The sequence below is a fragment of the Ensifer sp. M14 genome (assembly GCF_003355565.1).
GTDB lineage: Bacteria > Pseudomonadota > Alphaproteobacteria > Rhizobiales > Rhizobiaceae > Ensifer.
In genome coordinates this window covers 2,408,197-2,423,687 of the sequence record NZ_QJNR01000004.1, presented here as the reverse complement: position 1 = coordinate 2,423,687, position 15,491 = coordinate 2,408,197, and the positions used below count along the sequence as shown (strand labels likewise).

13 protein-coding genes are annotated in these 15,491 nt (G+C 63.1%); 5 read left to right on the top strand and 8 right to left on the bottom strand.

Annotated features, from left to right (window positions below; translation table 11 throughout):
* Positions 1-464 precede the first annotated feature (464 nt).
* The 3 genes from BLJAPNOD_RS11555 to BLJAPNOD_RS11540 form a co-directional block, all read right to left on the bottom strand.
* Complete coding sequence (locus BLJAPNOD_RS11555; protein WP_343215799.1) at positions 465-1,313, bottom strand: nucleotidyltransferase domain-containing protein; 849 nt, start codon at positions 1,311-1,313, stop codon at positions 465-467.
* Between the two features lie 113 nt (positions 1,314-1,426).
* A complete protein-coding gene (ftsZ, locus tag BLJAPNOD_RS11550) occupies positions 1,427-2,467 on the bottom strand; it encodes a cell division protein FtsZ (protein ID WP_077504972.1) in 1,041 nt (346 codons plus the stop codon).
* Between the two features lie 646 nt (positions 2,468-3,113).
* On the bottom strand, positions 3,114-3,722 hold the full coding sequence (locus tag BLJAPNOD_RS11540; protein ID WP_115419903.1) for a glutathione S-transferase family protein: 609 nt from the start codon (positions 3,720-3,722) through the stop codon (positions 3,114-3,116).
* A gap of 217 nt (positions 3,723-3,939) precedes the next feature.
* Here BLJAPNOD_RS11540 and BLJAPNOD_RS11535 point away from each other — a divergent pair, with 217 nt between their 5' ends.
* Entirely contained in the window at positions 3,940-4,236 is a 297-nt protein-coding gene (locus tag BLJAPNOD_RS11535) for a hypothetical protein (protein WP_115419902.1), read from the top strand.
* Positions 4,237-4,309: 73 nt separating this feature from the next.
* On the opposite strand, the gene BLJAPNOD_RS11530 is transcribed toward BLJAPNOD_RS11535, so the two are convergent.
* From BLJAPNOD_RS11530 to BLJAPNOD_RS11520, 3 genes are read right to left on the bottom strand one after another with little or no spacing between them, the layout of a single operon-like run.
* Positions 4,310-5,335, bottom strand: coding sequence for an ABC transporter ATP-binding protein (locus BLJAPNOD_RS11530; protein WP_115419901.1), 1,026 nt, complete (start codon positions 5,333-5,335; stop codon positions 4,310-4,312).
* Positions 5,323-7,074: an iron ABC transporter permease gene (locus tag BLJAPNOD_RS11525; protein WP_115421256.1), complete on the bottom strand. Its 1,752-nt coding sequence runs from the start codon at positions 7,072-7,074 to the stop codon at positions 5,323-5,325. The genes BLJAPNOD_RS11530 and BLJAPNOD_RS11525 overlap by 13 nt, the downstream gene beginning before the upstream one ends.
* A gap of 29 nt (positions 7,075-7,103) precedes the next feature.
* The gene (locus BLJAPNOD_RS11520; protein ID WP_115421255.1) at positions 7,104-8,084 is read right to left on the bottom strand and encodes an ABC transporter substrate-binding protein; all 981 of its coding nucleotides are present in this window, start codon (positions 8,082-8,084) and stop codon (positions 7,104-7,106) included.
* Positions 8,085-8,461: 377 nt separating this feature from the next.
* Between BLJAPNOD_RS11520 and BLJAPNOD_RS11515 the strand changes: the two genes are divergently transcribed.
* From BLJAPNOD_RS11515 to BLJAPNOD_RS11505, 3 genes are all read left to right on the top strand, one after another.
* Complete coding sequence (locus BLJAPNOD_RS11515) at positions 8,462-9,568, top strand: flagellin (RefSeq protein WP_115419900.1); 1,107 nt, start codon at positions 8,462-8,464, stop codon at positions 9,566-9,568.
* A gap of 95 nt (positions 9,569-9,663) precedes the next feature.
* Positions 9,664-10,131 carry a carboxymuconolactone decarboxylase family protein gene (locus tag BLJAPNOD_RS11510; RefSeq protein WP_115419899.1) on the top strand — a complete coding sequence of 156 codons (468 nt, stop codon included), beginning with the start codon at positions 9,664-9,666 and terminating at the stop codon, positions 10,129-10,131.
* Positions 10,131-10,988, top strand: a complete 858-nt coding sequence (locus tag BLJAPNOD_RS11505; RefSeq protein WP_115419898.1) for a sigma-70 family RNA polymerase sigma factor — start codon at positions 10,131-10,133, stop codon at positions 10,986-10,988. The genes BLJAPNOD_RS11510 and BLJAPNOD_RS11505 overlap by 1 nt, the downstream gene beginning before the upstream one ends.
* 123 nt (positions 10,989-11,111) lie before the next feature.
* Here BLJAPNOD_RS11505 and BLJAPNOD_RS11500 read toward each other — a convergent pair whose 3' ends face one another.
* Positions 11,112-11,744 carry a dihydrofolate reductase family protein gene (locus BLJAPNOD_RS11500; RefSeq protein WP_115419897.1) on the bottom strand — a complete coding sequence of 211 codons (633 nt, stop codon included), beginning with the start codon at positions 11,742-11,744 and terminating at the stop codon, positions 11,112-11,114.
* Between the two features lie 210 nt (positions 11,745-11,954).
* Here BLJAPNOD_RS11500 and BLJAPNOD_RS11495 point away from each other — a divergent pair, with 210 nt between their 5' ends.
* The gene (locus BLJAPNOD_RS11495) at positions 11,955-13,535 is read left to right on the top strand and encodes a phenylacetate--CoA ligase family protein (protein ID WP_244610923.1); all 1,581 of its coding nucleotides are present in this window, start codon (positions 11,955-11,957) and stop codon (positions 13,533-13,535) included.
* A 234-nt stretch (positions 13,536-13,769) separates the two neighbouring features.
* Here the strand turns inward: BLJAPNOD_RS11495 and BLJAPNOD_RS11490 are convergent, their stop codons facing one another.
* Positions 13,770-15,215, bottom strand: coding sequence for a phospholipase D family protein (locus tag BLJAPNOD_RS11490; RefSeq protein ID WP_115419895.1), 1,446 nt, complete (start codon positions 15,213-15,215; stop codon positions 13,770-13,772).
* Positions 15,216-15,491: the final 276 nt, after the last annotated feature.

The following is a 15,491-nucleotide window of genomic DNA, read 5'->3' as shown; positions in this document are numbered from 1 at the left end:
CCCGTTGCTGCCCTTGACAAAAACCGGGCCGACGCACGATTTTCCGAGAAAAGCGCGGAACGTCCTTCCGCATAGAATTGTTCACAAACAAATAGATACGGAACATCCCTGACTCAATCTGGGATGCGACGGCGGAGGTCCGCCAACGGCGTTTCAAGCTACCCTGATTTCCGCGACGATAGCGTCGAAAAGGGAAAAATACCGCTCTTCCAGCTCGTCCGAAGGAAACGAGAACGCCGCTGTCGTGTGAGGCAGGCCGACCCCGAGGGCAGCCGCCTTTGCGTCTCCCAGAAACGGGGGGGGGCACATCGGCGGCGGCCTTGAGATCACCCGCATTGCGCATGCCGTAGTCGACCACCCAAACGCAATAGATCAGACGCTCAAGCGGCCACAGCGACGCGTAGCCAACCAAGGCTTTCGTTTCGATGACGCTGCAACCCGCTTCCACTAGCCACGTTTCATTGTCATCTTCCATGGCGGGCCGCCGCCTTGCCCTGAATTGACGCGCCGCTCTCGCTGGAAAGTCCGCCCGGCCGTCGCGCTGCCGGCGGCGCATCTCGGCGGTCGCCGTCGAACAGCCGCCCTCCCTGGCGTCCGAGCTCATCCTCAGCCAGCGCCACCAACGCATCCGCCTGCCCCTCGCCGGCAAGGCGGAAGGCATCGTCGAAGCGTTGCGCCAGTTCGGGGTCGAGACGCTGAAGCAGCCGCGGCAGCCATTTGCCTTTGCCCGACCAGTGGCCGCGTCCGAGAAGCGCCAGGTCGCAAAGCGGCTGGTGAAGGGCAATGGTGATCCCGCGTATCTCCTCCGCCGGCCGCTCGTCCTTCAGGTCGTCAAGCAGGTCGGTGATGTGATAGCGCAGCGCGTCACGGCGTTCTGCCGCCAGCTCGTCCGGCCCGCATGACAGCCTTGCCCTTGCCTGCGCCTGCAAGGCCTCGCCACGACCAATGTTCCTGCCGATCACCGTGCCGCCGGCCACCATGTCGAGCAGTACGGGGTAGCCGCCAGCAACATCCTGATCGACGAACCAGTTCAGCGTCTCGAAATCGTGGACGAATGCCTCCACGGGAAACCCGCCAGTCGTGAAACTTTCCCGCCAGGCGCCATCCAACTGCTCATGGAGCACGACAAGATCGATATCGGACGATGGCGTGCCCTCGCCGCGCAGGATCGACCCGGCAGCGATGGCAAAAAGTGCGTCGGGGTAGCGCTCGACGAGGATCGTTTCGGCCGCAGCAACGGCCTGAATCCGCTGCTCTGCCCTTGCCTCGCCTACGGGCAAGCCCATCTTTCGGTTGCCTACCGCGTCCGTCATATCCGTCTCCGCATAAAAAATCCTCCCGGCGGCTGTCATCGCACGGGAGGATTTTCAACGAAAGAGAGAAGACACCGACACCGCAACAACCTGCGGCGCGTGGCGCCGAACCGTTACTGCAGTGTGCGCGTCGGCGCCTGGCCGGGCTGGCCGGCGGTTGCCGCGGCACCGGCCGGGTCTGCCGCCGAGCGCTGGCCGTCGAGGCCGGTTGCCACCACCGAGACGCGAAAAGTGCCGTCGAGCGTGCGGTCGAAGATCGAACCGACGACGATGTCGGCCTCGTCGTAGACTTCCTCGCGAATGCGGGTGGCTGCTTCGTCGACTTCGAACAGCGTCATGTCCATGCCGCCGGAGATCGAGATCAGCACGCCCTTGGCGCCGCGCATCGACACTTCGTCGAGCAGCGGGTTGGCGATTGCCGCTTCGGCCGCCATCAGCGCGCGGCCCTCGCCGGTCGCCTCACCGGTGCCCATCATCGCCCGGCCCATGCCCTTCATGACCGACTTCACGTCGGCGAAGTCGAGGTTGATCAGGCCTTCCTTGACGATCAGGTCGGTGATGCAGCCGACGCCCGAATAGAGCACGCGGTCGGCGATCACGAAGGCATCGGCAAAGGTGGTCTTGGCGTCGGCGATGCGGAAGAGGTTCTGGTTGGGGATGACGATCACCGTATCGGCCGCCTCGCGCAGGCGCTCGACGCCCTCTTCGGCCATCTGCATGCGGCGCTTGCCTTCAAAGCTGAACGGCTTGGTGACGACGCCGACCGTCAGGATGCCGGCCTTGCGGGCCGCAGCCGCAATCACCGGGGCAGCCCCGGTACCGGTGCCGCCGCCCATGCCGGCGGTGACGAAACACATATGCGTGCCGCCGAGGTGATCCATGATCTCGTCGATCGATTCTTCCGCGGCCGCCCGCCCGACTTCCGGCAGCGAGCCGGCGCCCAGTCCCTCGGTCACCTGCGCGCCGAGCTGGATCAGCCGCGATGCCTTCGACATCGCCAGCGCCTGCGCATCGGTGTTGGCCACGATGAAATCTACGCCTTGAAGCCCTTCGGCGATCATGTTGTTGATGGCGTTGCCGCCGCCGCCGCCGACACCGATCACGGTGATCTTCGGGCGCATCTCGGTGATCGGGGGCTTCTTGAAATCGTTCATGGCTTTGTCTCCTAGGGCGAACGCCGCCAAAACAACGGATCGGGGCGAATCGGGCAGCTGTTATTTTAGGAATTGAAAAAAGCCACGGAGAAGGCAAGCGAAAAGGCAAAGGCCACTTTCCACACATGAATTGTCATTTGTCGTTCGGGCCGGATTTCGGTCTTTCGCCCAGACTGCGACGACGGCCCAATTAAGTCATTTTATCAAAGACTTGTTTCAGCTCCACCGCAGCAGCCTCGTTCACCCCAGATCGAGCCGGAAGCACTCTCTTCTGGGTTCGACAGACCGAAACGGCGCGGCGCATCACTTCCCGCTTCATATCAATTGGGCAAACCGGGTCATCGCAGCACTCAAATGGAGCAAATGCGAACTGCGAAATTGCGGCGAGGTTTTGCCCCTCACCCTAACCCTCTCCCCGCCTGCGGGGAGAGGGAGAACCGAGATTGCGGCAGCCTCCAGTTCTTCCGCACACGTTCCAGTTCCAGTTCCTCCTCAAGAATGTATCTGGGAGGGCGCCCCAACGTCCCTTCTCCCCGTCTGCGGGGAGAAGGTCGCGGCAGCGGGATGAGGGGCGGATCGCATGGGTCGCAACAAGCAAATGCTCTCCATGCGGAGGCAGCTGCGCATGGTCGCGCCAATCTCCTGCCTAAGCCTCGAAACTCGACCGTGCCCTTACCCTTTCCAGCCAGCGCTGGACGTTTGCAAGATCGCCCGGCACCTCCATGCCGAAGACGTCGCCAAGCCAGGCGCAGACGCCGGCGGTGATATCGGCGATCGAGAATGCATCGCCGGCCAGATACGGCCGGCCATCGGCAAGCTCCCGGTCGAGCCATGCCCATTTCTTCGGCACCGCCTGCCGCTCGGTCTCGGCGAAATCAGGAAACTGCGTCAGCCTCTCCTTGAAGAAGGCATCGGAATGCAGCGCGACATTGCCGATCGTACCGAAGATCACCAGCTCGGCGCGTCGGTTCCACATCTCCACCTTGGCACGGCTGACCGCGTCGCTGCCGAAAAGCTGCGGCTCGCGGTGCGTCTCCTCGAGATAGCGGCAGATGGCGACGCTCTCGGTGATAACGGTGCCATCATCCAGTTCCAGCACCGGGATCTGGCCGAGCGAATTGAGCGCCAGGAACGCCGGTGCCCGGTGTTCCGCCTTGGAGAAATCGACATCCACCATCGGCAGCTCGGTCCCCTTTTCCGCCATGAAGATGCGCACCCGGTACGAATTCGGTCCCATGCCGTGATAGAGTTTCATCGCTTCCTCCCTTCAGCTTGCGCGGCACCCTCGCCGCATCTCTCATGCGATCAATATGGCATACCAGTTGTTTTTAGCAACCAGTTTTATTTAACGCATCGGTTTATTTCGACGTTGATGGCGCAGGCGACGACGGCCGATGTGGCCGGACACGATGGCAATCCACCTTGCGGATCGCTTAACCCCATGATCTGTTGCGGGAAACAGGAGCCAATTCATGCAAATCAGAGCCCTCGCCTTTGCCGCGATCATACTTTTCAGCGCCGGCGCTTCCCACGCCGCACTTGCGCCGAACTACCAGCGCGCCAACGAGCTGACCGCCATCATCACCGCGGTCGCAGACGCCGTGCCGAAATATCCGATCGACAAGGTCATCAGCCAGGGGCGAGACCGCTACACAGTTGTTGCCGGCAAGTGCACGGTCCTTGCCCGCATCGTCGACCTGCCGGCAAAGCCCGGGCTGGTCGGGCCAAGACAGTTCAAGGTGGAGCTCGACAAGCCCCGTTGCGATTGATGTATCTAGCGGCCGATTGAACCAGTGCCGATCGTGCGGACCTACGAGTGCGATCGGCGTTTGCCCTATGGCGTCAAAGCCGCCAGCCGCTCACGATCGCAAAGGCCGCCTTCTGCCCGACCGGCATCGCCGTATCGCCATAGGCCTTCAGCACTTGGCCGTCCGGCAGCGCCAGCGTCAGCGCAAAGCGTTCACCCTCATAGACGCACGCCTTGACCTCGAGCGGGATGCCGTCGGCGTCAGGGCGCACATGTTCTGGCCGCACCAGCACGTCGCGGCGAAGGCCGCCGCCGCCCGAGCCGGTCGCATCACGAAGCTGCGGCCAGGCGAGCGCCCGCGGCGCTTGCTCGGCGACAGGCAGACGCAGGATCGAGCCACGGCCGATCAGCCCGCCCACAACAGCGCCTTCCGGCCGGGCGTAGATTTCCGTCGGCGCCGCCATCTGCACCAGCCGCCCCTCCGACATCACGGCGACGTCGGTCGCCAGCGCCATCGCCTCCGACTGGTCGTGCGTCACGTAGACCATCGTCGCGCCGGAGCGTTCGTGGAAGATGCGAAACGTCTCCTCCATCGACTTGCGCAGATGCTGGTCGAGATTGGCGAGCGGTTCGTCGAGCAGCACCACGTCGGGCGACGTCACCAGGCAGCGCGCCAGCGCCACCCGCTGCCTTTGCCCACCGGAAAGAGCGGCCGGCCGGCGTTCTGCATAATCGGTGAGTTTCACCAGAGCCAACGCCTCGCCCACCTTTCGCCGCCAGGTCTCACCGGAAATGCCGCGCACCTTCAAGGGATAGCCGACATTTTCCGCCACCGTCATGTGCGGCCACAGCGCATAGGACTGGAACACCATCGCCATGTTGCGCTTTTCCGGCGGCAGCGCCCGCGCGGCATCGGAAAGCCGGCGCTCGCCATAGTCGATCGAGCCATCCGTCGGCTGCTCGAATCCGGCGATCATGCGCAGCACCGTGGTCTTGCCGCAGCCAGATGGCCCGAGCAACGCCAGAAACCCGCCTTCGCGCACCGTCAGCGACACGTCGGAGACGGCAGGACGGCCGCCGCCGAAATCCTTGGTGAGGTGATTGAGGATCAATTGCGCCACGGCAGCACGCCTTCCGGAAGATAGTTTGCAAGAGTTTCGAGCGCCGCCATCAATGCCATCACCATGATGACGACCAGCACCGACAGCGCCGAGGCGAGATCGGACGAGCCGCTGTCGTCGAGATTGAAGATCGCCACCCCCAGCGTCTGCGTGCCCGCCGACCAGAGCAGCGCCGAAACCGTCAACTCGTTGGCGGCGATGAGAAAGACGAGGATGATCGAAGCGCCGGCCGCCGGGGCCACCAGCGGCAGGATTACATCGCGCATGCGCCGGAAGAAGCCGGCGCCGGACAGCCTTGCCGCCTCCTCCAGCGACGGATCCATCTGCAGGAAGGCGCTCATCACCGGCTTGAGGCTGACGGCGAGGAACGAGGAGAAATAGGCGATCAGGATGATCCAGATGGTGCCGTAGAGCGAGACGTTGAGGATCGGTAGCGGCGCCGCAAAGGTGAGAATGAAGGCGACCGCCAGCACGATGCCGGGCAGCGCATAGGGGATCTCGATCAGGATCCCGAGCGCGCTTGCCACCGCGCCCTTGCGCCGGTTCATCAGATAGGCGGCCGGCACGGCAACGACCAGCAGCCCGAGCGCGGCCGTGCTTGCAAGGAACAGCGAATTGGTAAAGGCGCTGAGCGTCATCGTCTGGCGAAAGAGGATTTCTTCGTATGCGCGCAGCGACACGGTCTGGAGAGTGAGCGGCACGCCATAGGCCGGCACCAGCGAACTGGCGATCAGCGCCGCCAGCGGCGCCACCAGCACCAGGAACAGGATTGCCGCCAGGCTGAGTTCGACCACCACGCGGAACCGCCCGAGCGAAAAGGCGGCACTCGCCCCGGAAAGGCCGATGATGCGGTAGTCCCTGCCCGAAAGCGCCCGCTGCTGCAGGATCAGCCCGGCAGCGGCAATTGCAGCGATCAGGCTGGAAAGCAACGCGATCTCGCCAAAAGTGCCCGAGCCGAAGCTGGCAAGCCGCGTATAGATCAGCGTCGGCAGCACCGAGATCCCGGCGGGAATGCCGAGGATCGCCGGAATGCCGAAATTGCCGACGCCGGAGACGAAGGCGATCGCAGCACCGGCGATCAGCCCGGGGGCTGCCAGCGGCGCGACAATATCGAGGAAGACGCGAAACGGCGACGCGCCGGAAAGCCTTGCCGCCTCCACCCCGTCGCGCGGCGAGGCAGCCAGCCCCGCCTTCAGCGCCAGGAACACCAGCGGTGCGTGCTGCACACCGAGAAGCAGCGAGATGCCGAAGAGCGAATAGAGCGGCTGCGGGCTGCCGAGCGGCGGTGCGATCCCCAGTGTTTTCAGAAGCGGGCTTGCCGGCCCGGTCATCTCGACCCAGGCAAGGGCCGTCACCTGCGGCGGAATCATCATCGGCAGCATGAAGGCGAAACTCAAGGTGAGCTTGCCCCTGATATCGGTCAGCGCCACGGCAAAGGCAAAGAGCGCACCGATCACGACCGAAATCAGCATGCCACCGGTCGCCGTCAGCAGCGTGTTGCGGATGGCCGCATAGGTCGCAGGCTCGGTGAGCACGCCGATGGAATGGCCACTGGCAAGTCCGGCAAAGCCGGCTTTGACGAGGCTGATCAGCGGCAGAGCACAGAGAAGGAAAAGGCAGGCGAGCACGAAGGGCACGAGCCAGCGCGGCTCGCCGGCGGGCGATGCGCCCGGCTTCACCCGACGCGCGCAAGCGACCCCAGCATTGGAAAAGCGCAGCCAGCGGTGCCGGCTGCGCATGGTTTCATCCTGTTTCGACATTCAGGCGATCAGTTCGTGCCGAAGATGCCGGAGAAGGTCTTGAGGTCGGTGTCGGAGTTCTTCACGGCCGAAGCCGCGTCGATCGGCAGGACCTTGATCGTCTCGCGCGCCGGGTAGCCCTCGGGCAGCGCCACGCCGTTGCGCGCCGGGATATAGCCCATCTTCACGGCCGTCTTCTGTCCTTCCTCCGAAATCAGGAAGTCGACGAACTTCTTGGCAGCGTCGGGGTTCTTGGCGGTCTTCAAGATACCGACCGGCTCGGTGACGGCGGAAACGCCTTCGGCCGGGAAGACGAACTCGACCGGCGCGCCCTTGGCCTTCTCGCGGATCGCCATGAAGTCGACGATCATGCCGTAGGCCTTCTCGCCGGTGGCGACAGCCTTCAGCACGCCGCCATTGCCGCCCGCAGCCGTCGCGCCGTTTTCAGCCAGCGCCTTGTAATAGTCCCAGCCGAGGCCGTCGATGCCGGCAAGCGTCTGCGCGTGGATGAGGGCTGCACCCGAGGTCAGCGGGCTCGGCATCGTCACCAGGCCCTTGGCGTCGGCCTTGGCCAGATCCTGCCAGCCCTCAGGCGTCGTCGAAGCCGAGGTGTTGTAGATGATGCCGGTGGTGATCATCTTGGTGGAGTAATAGGCGCCGTCGGCATCATAGAGTGCTGCGTCGTAGCTCGCCGCTTCCGGCGACTTGTAGGCGAGAAGCTGGCCTGCTTCCTTCAGCCGCTGCATCGTCACGGTATCGGCGATCAGCAGCACGTCGGCGACCGGGTTGCCGGCTTCGATCTCGGCCATCAGCTTGGCCATCAACTTGGTCGTGCCTTCGCGCACCCACTCCACTTCGACGCCGGGATTGGCCGCCTTGAAGGCATCGACCGTCGCCTGCGCATCCTCGTTCGGCTGGCTGGTGTAGAGCACCAGGCTCTCGGCAAAGGCGGCGGTGGAAAGCAGCGAGGCGACAAGCGCACCGGCAACGACGGAGACAAACGATTTCATCGACATATCCTCGGTTCAAGATGGCGCCGAGGCTTAGTGCGGATGTTTTACAGCGGTGTGACACCGCATGGTGGGGCGCAACACGGAAGATGCTTCTTGGCTTGCGCGCTCCGGCAGGTCCGGGCGTGGCTGCCGAACAGAGACCCTCGGTTGCGTTCATCATCGCCGGCCATCAACGACACGGAGCAACCAAAGATTTCATGACGCGACGACACCTCAGGAGGACGAACGGAAGCACGATTGATATCTTTGATGAATTTCACCGAACTGGCACGATTCTCTGCAACCTGTTAACCGACTGTAAGGCATTAAGGCGATTAATTGCTGAGATCCCGCCACGCTCATGACGAGCAGTTCACCTTCATATTTTGGCTCTCATGACCAGTATTCATACGAATTCTGGCGCAATCTCTGCGCTACATACGCTCCGTGGCATCACTTCGTCTCTGAATGAGACACAGGTGCAGATTTCGTCGGGCATGCGGGTAAACAACGCATCCGACAATGCCGCATACTGGTCCATCGCAACGACGATGCGATCTGAAACAAAGGCTCTGTCGGCGGTCGAAGACAGCATCGGCCTGGCGCGGGCCATCGTGGACGTGACCTATTCGGGCCTGGACAATGTCCGTGAGTCCCTCGTCCGCATCCGCAACCTCGTGATCACTGCAAGAACGCTCCCCGCAGCCACAGCGAACAACTTCGAGAACCTCTCGCCGAACCCGGTCAACTCCGATTCAAAGTTTGCCCAGACCCAGCTCGCCAAGGTCGATTCCGAAATCAACCAGTTGCTCGCCAGCATGTACAGCACGATCAAGTCATCCTCCTTTGGCGGGGTCAATCTGCTCTGGAACAAGGAAAATGGCCGGGGCATCGACGATTTCACCCACGATTTCGTGGTCGACTACAACAGTGGCCGCGTCGAGACGCTTAAAATTGACCAATACGCGCTAACGCTTTTCAACGAAGACTATCAAAACCACCAGAGCGGCCCGACTTTTCTTGAGACCGGAATTCTCGATTCGAGCGATGTGGTGTACCTGGAGGGTACATCGGCGAGCCATGGTCTGAATTTGTTCAACGCGGCTTATGGGATCGGGATCGTCTATTTTCAGGAGCAGCACCCGCTGACCTCGCCGGCGCAGCCCAACATCCTGTTGCAATTGGAGAAATCTATCGTCAGGCACGGCGCCGAGCGGGAGGCCACATATGCGAACTTCTTGGATGTCTTCGAGGAGAAGATCAACAAGATCCAGGACGGCCTGGCCTATCTCGGCAGCACACAGTCATCTCTGACGCGGTATGCCGAGCTCGTCACCAGCAGGGGTGAAACCTACGAGAAGGGCGTCGGAAGGCTCGTCGACGCAGATATGGACGCGAGTTCAACCCGGCTGAAGGCGCTGCAGGCACAACAGCAGCTCGCAAGTCAGTCCCTGCAGATTGCGAACAACAACGCCAGCACGATCCTGCAATTGTTCAGATAGGCGGCAATCGACAATCTAAAAAAAATCGGCCCCCATGTCACACCGGCCGATCCTGTCTCGTCATGATATCGGAACCAACAGAAGGAAACGGAACCATGACTGCCAAGATCGACCTTTTCGCCGCTGCCCCGCAACTGATGAAGAGCTGGACCAGCGTCTCGATGGCCATCGCCGCCAGCCTCGAGCCCGATCTCATCGAGCTCGTCAAGATCCGCGCATCGCAGATCAATGCCTGCGCCAACTGCATCAACATGCACACGCAGGAAGCCCGCGCCAAAGGCGAGACCGAACAGCGCATCTACCTGCTTTCGGCCTGGCGCGAAGCGCCGTGCTATTCCGAACGCGAGCGCGCAGCACTTGGCTGGACTGAAGCGCTGACTCGCCTTTCGGAAGGCCATACCCACGAAAACGCCCGTCAGGCGCTGGCCGAACAGTTCACCGAGGAGGAACAGGTGAAGCTCACGCTCATGATCAACGTCATCAACGGCTGGAATCGCCTCGCCGTCGGCTTCGGCCTGTGGATCGAGCCGGCAGCAGCCAAGTCCGCGCAGGCGGCCGCCTGATGGCGAGCAATGCACAGGAGGATGCAGCGGCGGGTTTCGACCCGCTGCGTCCCAAACTCATCCGCGTCGCCTATCGCATGCTCGGCTCGGTCGCCGACGCCGAAGACATGGTGCAGGAGGCCTTCATCCGCTGGATGGGGGCCGACCGCTCTGAGGTACGCGAACCGGAAGCGTTCCTGCGCCGCACCGTCACCCGGCTCTGCCTCGACCAGCTGAAGTCGGCGCGGCGTCAGCGAGAGACCTATGTCGGCCCCTGGCTGCCCGACCCGATCGTCGAGGAAGAGCCGGAAGAGGACGTCACCCTGCCCCTGATGCTCGCCTTGGAGCGCCTGTCGCCGCTCGAGCGCGCCGCCTTTCTGCTGCATGACGTCTTTGGTCTCGGGTTCGAGGAAGTCGCCGCAACCATCGACCGCGATCCGGCCGCCTGCCGCCAACTCGCCGCCCGCGCCCGCACCCATGTGCGCGAGGGGCGACCCCGTTTCCAGGTCGAACAACAGCGCGGCGTCGAACTGGCGCAAGCCTTCTTCAACGCCTCGCGCAGTGGCGATCTGAAGGCGCTCGGCGCCATGCTCGCCTCCGATGTCAGCATCCACGCCGACGGCGGCGGCAAGCGCTCGGCCGCCATGCACCCGATCCTCGGCTTCGACGCGGTCATCAAGGTGCACGAGCAACTGGCCGCCCTCTTCCGCAAGCACGGCTCGGATCTCGTGCGCGCCGGCTTCATCAACGGGCTGCCCGGCTTCGTCACCCGCGAGGCCGACGGTGAGTTGCAGTCGACCGCACTTGAGATCGTCGATGGCAAGGTCGTGGCGATCTACATCGTGCGCAACCCGGACAAGCTGGGGCATCTGCATTAGAGCATTTCCGGAAAATGTGCGAAGCGACCTGCCGACAGGAAATGGCGTAAGATCAAAGCGATAGAGCGTTTCGATCTTGATCGGGAACGCTCCGGGAGGTGTTGATTTCATGCTCGGGCGCGGTCACAGCGGGCGATAAATCTGCGCCACCGAGCCCCCCGGAAAGGCTCTTGAGCTGATCAGCTCGAGGCGTCTTGGCGAGGTGACGCCGGAGAAGATCGGCAAGCCTTTGCCGAGGACCACCGGATGCACCAGCAGGGCATATTGATCGACCAGTACCTCGGCGATAAGGCTGCGCGCAAAGGCGGCGCCGCCGTGAGCGAGGATCGGCTTGCCGTCCCCGGCCTTCAGTCTGGCGATTTCGCCGGCCAGATCGCCGCTGGCCACATAGGCTTCGCTCCAGCTTTCCGCGCCCGGCTGCAGCGTCTCCGGGTACGTCACTCCCGCGTCGGTTCGGGCATCTTCGAGCGCCTTGGTCGCTCCAGCCACCTTCAGGACCGCCGACCCCTGCCTTGAAAAGACGGCCTTCGGAATCCGGTTCATCGGCGGCGCGAAGACCTGTGTCGAGGTTGGCCAAAAGGCCGCCATGTCCTTGAAGGTACGGCTGCCCATGATGTGCAGGCTGGCATTCCCCACGGTCTCCACCGACCAGGCAATGGCCTCCTGATCGCCGCTGAACACCCAGTCGATTTCACCCTGTGGGCCACCGACGAAGCCATCGAGCGACACGGACATCTTCAGGATCAACTCTCTCATCGCTTTCTCCTCTCGCTGGTCAGCCCCTAGGACGGGCCAGATCGGTCGATCCCGACAATCCGCATTCGCCGAAGACAAAATACCACTGCCTGCTCCTCTCCGGTCCACTTGAGCGGTCCGTTCAGGGCGATCGGAATTGCTGGGCAGCGAGACAGAATTTGCCACCTCCCATGATCGACCTATGTCCGATTTTCGCGATCTGGTATCTTCGTGCGCAAGAGCTTTGCCCGCTCGGCGTTCGCCACCAGCCCGGCAACGTCGATTTCGATGGACCAGAACAGCATCGGTTTTCAGGCATTCAGGTTCGTCGACCCGTTAAAGAGGTCGAGTTTCCGGCCATCTGCAGAAGGACATCGCTTGCCCTGGGCGGCGGCGCCAAAAAATCAGCACAAGGCTACTTCGATGCCATCGCCATCCTCTGCAACACTCGACATCATCAGCCTCAGGCAGCATTCCGACGAACTCCTCAGTCGCTGCCAATGGTCGAGGGAGAGGTTGCTGTCGCATCAACGGCAAGAGCTGCAATCCACGTTGCAACATGCCGTCCATTCATCGCCCTATTATCGCGACGCCATTGGGACGCTCCTGGCGCGCGGGGCCGCGCTGGAAGAGCTTCCCGTGCTGACCAAACACGCCCTCATGGAAAACTTCGACCGGATCGTGACTGACGATAGGCTGAAGCGGCTCCTGGTGGAGCGACACCTCGACGGCGCCAACCCCGGAAGCCTGCTGCTCGGCGAGTTTAACGTCGCAGCCACGGGCGGAACGACGGGCGAGCGCGGGATCACCGCGTTCGATGGCGCAGCCTGGCTGACTGCGATCGCCAACATGGTGCGCTTTCAGAAAATCGTCGGCATCGACGAGACGACACGGAGCATGGCGGTCTTTGCCTCCTCACCCGTTCACATCTCCCATCGCATTGGCGCCGAGTTGCGGGCGATACGGCCGAAAGCGCCCGGGCTGAACGTGCTGATGCCGATCGAGGCGATCGTTGAGGCGCTCAATGCCTATCAACCCGAGGTCATTTCGACTTACCCATCATTTGTGCGCGTGCTGGCCGCAGAGCAGCGGGCCGGACGGTTGCGGATCAAGCCGAGGCTGTTTCGCACCAGTGCAGAAACGCTGACGCAGGATGTGCGCGACGTCGCCGTCGAGACCTGGCAGGCGACCGTCGCCAACAGCTATGTCTGCACAGAGGCCGGGCCGATGGGGCACGAATGCCTGCACGCCGATGGCCTGCATCTGGCCGAGGACGCCTTCGTCTTCGAAGTGGTCGACGCCGACAATCGCCCGGTGCCGGACGGAACCCAGGGCTCAAAACTGCTGGTGACGACGCTGACCAACTGCACGCTGCCGCTGGTGCGCTACGAGATCTCCGACATCGTCACGATGGCGACCGAACCGTGTCCGTGCGGCCTTCCCTTCTGGCGCATCGCCTCCATCGCCGGGCGCCGAGAGGAAATGCTTCGCTTCGCCAGACGCGGAGGCGGCACAGTCGATGTCCATGCCCATCGCCTGCGCTCGCCGCTGACGAGCACCACGGGCGTGCGCCAGTTCCAGTTCGCGCCGCTGACGGACGGGCTGGTGATCACGATCTCCGTCTTCCCGGGCGTCGATGCCGATGCCGTCAGCCGAAAGATCGAAAGCGCCGTACGCGCGGCACTGAACGCGGTCGACGCCCAACCTTCTCGGATTCTGGTCACAGTGGTCGACACCATCGAGCGCTCTGGTTCCGGCGCGAAGGAAAGGTTGGTGGCGGTATCGACCGCGCATGGCTTGGATGAGAAGTAGCAGCCCGGCTGCGTTGGCTGCTTTCAAAGTTCGGGGTGAACGTCGGTTTCGGCGACGCAATCGCAACGGCACGCTTGACGCCGATGCCGCGAAACAGGCGCCGCTCGACCAACTCCAGCCTCCGGCTGCGGCTGCCCGCTCCTTCCATGCGTCAGCGCGTGCCCGCGTCGTCGCGCCGTTTACGGCCCGGCAATGCCGAGACGTCAGGCTGCGCCGGTTGCAAAACGATTGGTGTCAGACTTGCGAGTCGATCGGCAGGAGTTTGACGAGGTCGGCGACGAGCCGCCGGCGGAATCCCGTTTCGGGCTCGTCGTCGTAGCTGACGATCTCGCCGTCCCGCATCGTCTTCCAGACGATCCCGCCACCAGGATCAAGGGAGACACGGTAGCTGTTGGCGGGCGCGACGCCGGTCGCCATGTAGGCCGTCAGCCTCGCGGCAAGCTCCGGACTCTCGATATACAGGCCGGCTTCCGTATTGATGACGGCGGATCGCGGGTCGAGGTTGAAACTGCCGATGAACACGGCCTTGCCGTCAAAGACCATGGCCTTGGTGTGCAAGGCCGCCCGCGACCGCCCGGAACGGTGCGACCAGCCCGACCGGAAGGCGTCGGTGTCCGGGCGCAGCTCGTAGAGCTCCAGGCCGTTCTCGAGAAGGCGCCTGCGGGTCTTGGCATAGACCGAATGCGCGGCGATCTGGTTGTTCGAAGCGAGCGAATTGGTCAGCACGCGCACCCGAACATTGCGCGCGTGCAGCGCCTTGACGAGCGCCTGCGCCCCGGCGGGCAAGGCGAAATAGGGCGCCTCGACGAGCAACTCCTCCTTCAACTCGGTGACCCGTTCACGGATGAAGGCGGTCACGTCGTCTGCCGCCTTGCCGCTGGCGATTGCTTCCGGGTCGTCGGCGATGATCCGCCCTGGCGCCCACACGAGACTGTCGCGCAGCTCGGCGCTCCGGGTCGCCAGTTCGCCGAGGTCCTGATCGATCGGATAGGGGTAGTCGGCGGCGGCAATCTCCTGACGCAAGCGGCTCAGGATGGCATCGAGATCGGCGGCGCCATAGGTGCGCTCGACGATGTTTGCGATCGGCCTCGTCGAGGCGCTGTTCCAGTACCGTTCGAACACCCCAGACAGATCGTCCACAACAGGCCCGACCGCCAGCGCATCCAGATCGCGAAAATTGGCGACGGCGTTCACGCCATAGTAGTCGTCGCCGATATTGCGGCCACCAACGATCGCCGCCGAATTGTCGGCCACCATCAGCTTGTTGTGCATGCGGCGGTTGAGCCGGCGGAAGTCGAAAAGGAAGTCCAGCCTGGACCACCTTCGGTTCTTGGTCGGGTTGAACAGACGGATTTCGACGTTGGGGTGGGCGTCGAGGGCAGCTTTGACCTGATCGCTCGCCTTGTAATAGGGATCGTCGACCAGGAGCCGAACCCTGACCCCGCGCTCGGCCGCCCTCATCACCCGGTCGACGATGATCCGGCCGGTTGTATCGCCGTCCCACACATAATACTGCATGTCGAGATGCTTCTCGGCCAGGTCGGCCAGCGCCAGACGCGTGATGAAGGCCTGCCGCGCCTCGCTCAGGAGGCTAAAGCCGGAGAGACCAGGATGCGCGGCGGCGGCCGGGCTGAAGAACTGGCCCAACCGGGTCAACGCGGTATGCTCGAACCCCGTCATGGCCTTCGTCTCTGGTTAGCGGCGGCGGTACCTGAAGCATATCTGGCAAAAGTGTGCCGCGGTTTTGCGATACATGCGTGAAAACAAGACCTTGAAGCGCGGCAAGCGAACCCTTGAGATCGCGATACGCTTTAGTCCTCTTCGGGAAGCTTCACGATCTCCGCCTTCATCGTCGCGTCGTCTCGGAAGGCGAGAATTGGTTGAGGTCGCCGGTCTTTGCGCAGATCCAGTTCGCCCAATCCACGGCTCCGAAGTTGACCGATCTCGGGTTCGACA

Excerpts from the sequence above, each read along its gene's own strand:
- BLJAPNOD_RS11555 (WP_343215799.1), bottom strand. The coding sequence starts at position 1,313 with ATGACGGACGCGGTAGGCAACCGAAAGATGGGCTTGCCCGTAGGCGAG.
- ftsZ (WP_077504972.1), bottom strand. The coding sequence starts at position 2,467 with ATGAACGATTTCAAGAAGCCCCCGATCACCGAGATGCGCCCGAAGATC.
- BLJAPNOD_RS11540 (WP_115419903.1), bottom strand. The coding sequence starts at position 3,722 with ATGAAACTCTATCACGGCATGGGACCGAATTCGTACCGGGTGCGCATC.
- BLJAPNOD_RS11535 (WP_115419902.1), top strand. The coding sequence starts at position 3,940 with ATGCAAATCAGAGCCCTCGCCTTTGCCGCGATCATACTTTTCAGCGCC.
- BLJAPNOD_RS11525 (WP_115421256.1), bottom strand. The coding sequence starts at position 7,074 with ATGCGCAGCCGGCACCGCTGGCTGCGCTTTTCCAATGCTGGGGTCGCT.
- BLJAPNOD_RS11520 (WP_115421255.1), bottom strand. The coding sequence starts at position 8,084 with ATGAAATCGTTTGTCTCCGTCGTTGCCGGTGCGCTTGTCGCCTCGCTG.
- BLJAPNOD_RS11515 (WP_115419900.1), top strand. The coding sequence starts at position 8,462 with ATGACCAGTATTCATACGAATTCTGGCGCAATCTCTGCGCTACATACG.
- BLJAPNOD_RS11510 (WP_115419899.1), top strand. The coding sequence starts at position 9,664 with ATGACTGCCAAGATCGACCTTTTCGCCGCTGCCCCGCAACTGATGAAG.
- BLJAPNOD_RS11505 (WP_115419898.1), top strand. The coding sequence starts at position 10,131 with ATGGCGAGCAATGCACAGGAGGATGCAGCGGCGGGTTTCGACCCGCTG.
- BLJAPNOD_RS11500 (WP_115419897.1), bottom strand. The coding sequence starts at position 11,744 with ATGAGAGAGTTGATCCTGAAGATGTCCGTGTCGCTCGATGGCTTCGTC.
- BLJAPNOD_RS11490 (WP_115419895.1), bottom strand. The coding sequence starts at position 15,215 with ATGACGGGGTTCGAGCATACCGCGTTGACCCGGTTGGGCCAGTTCTTC.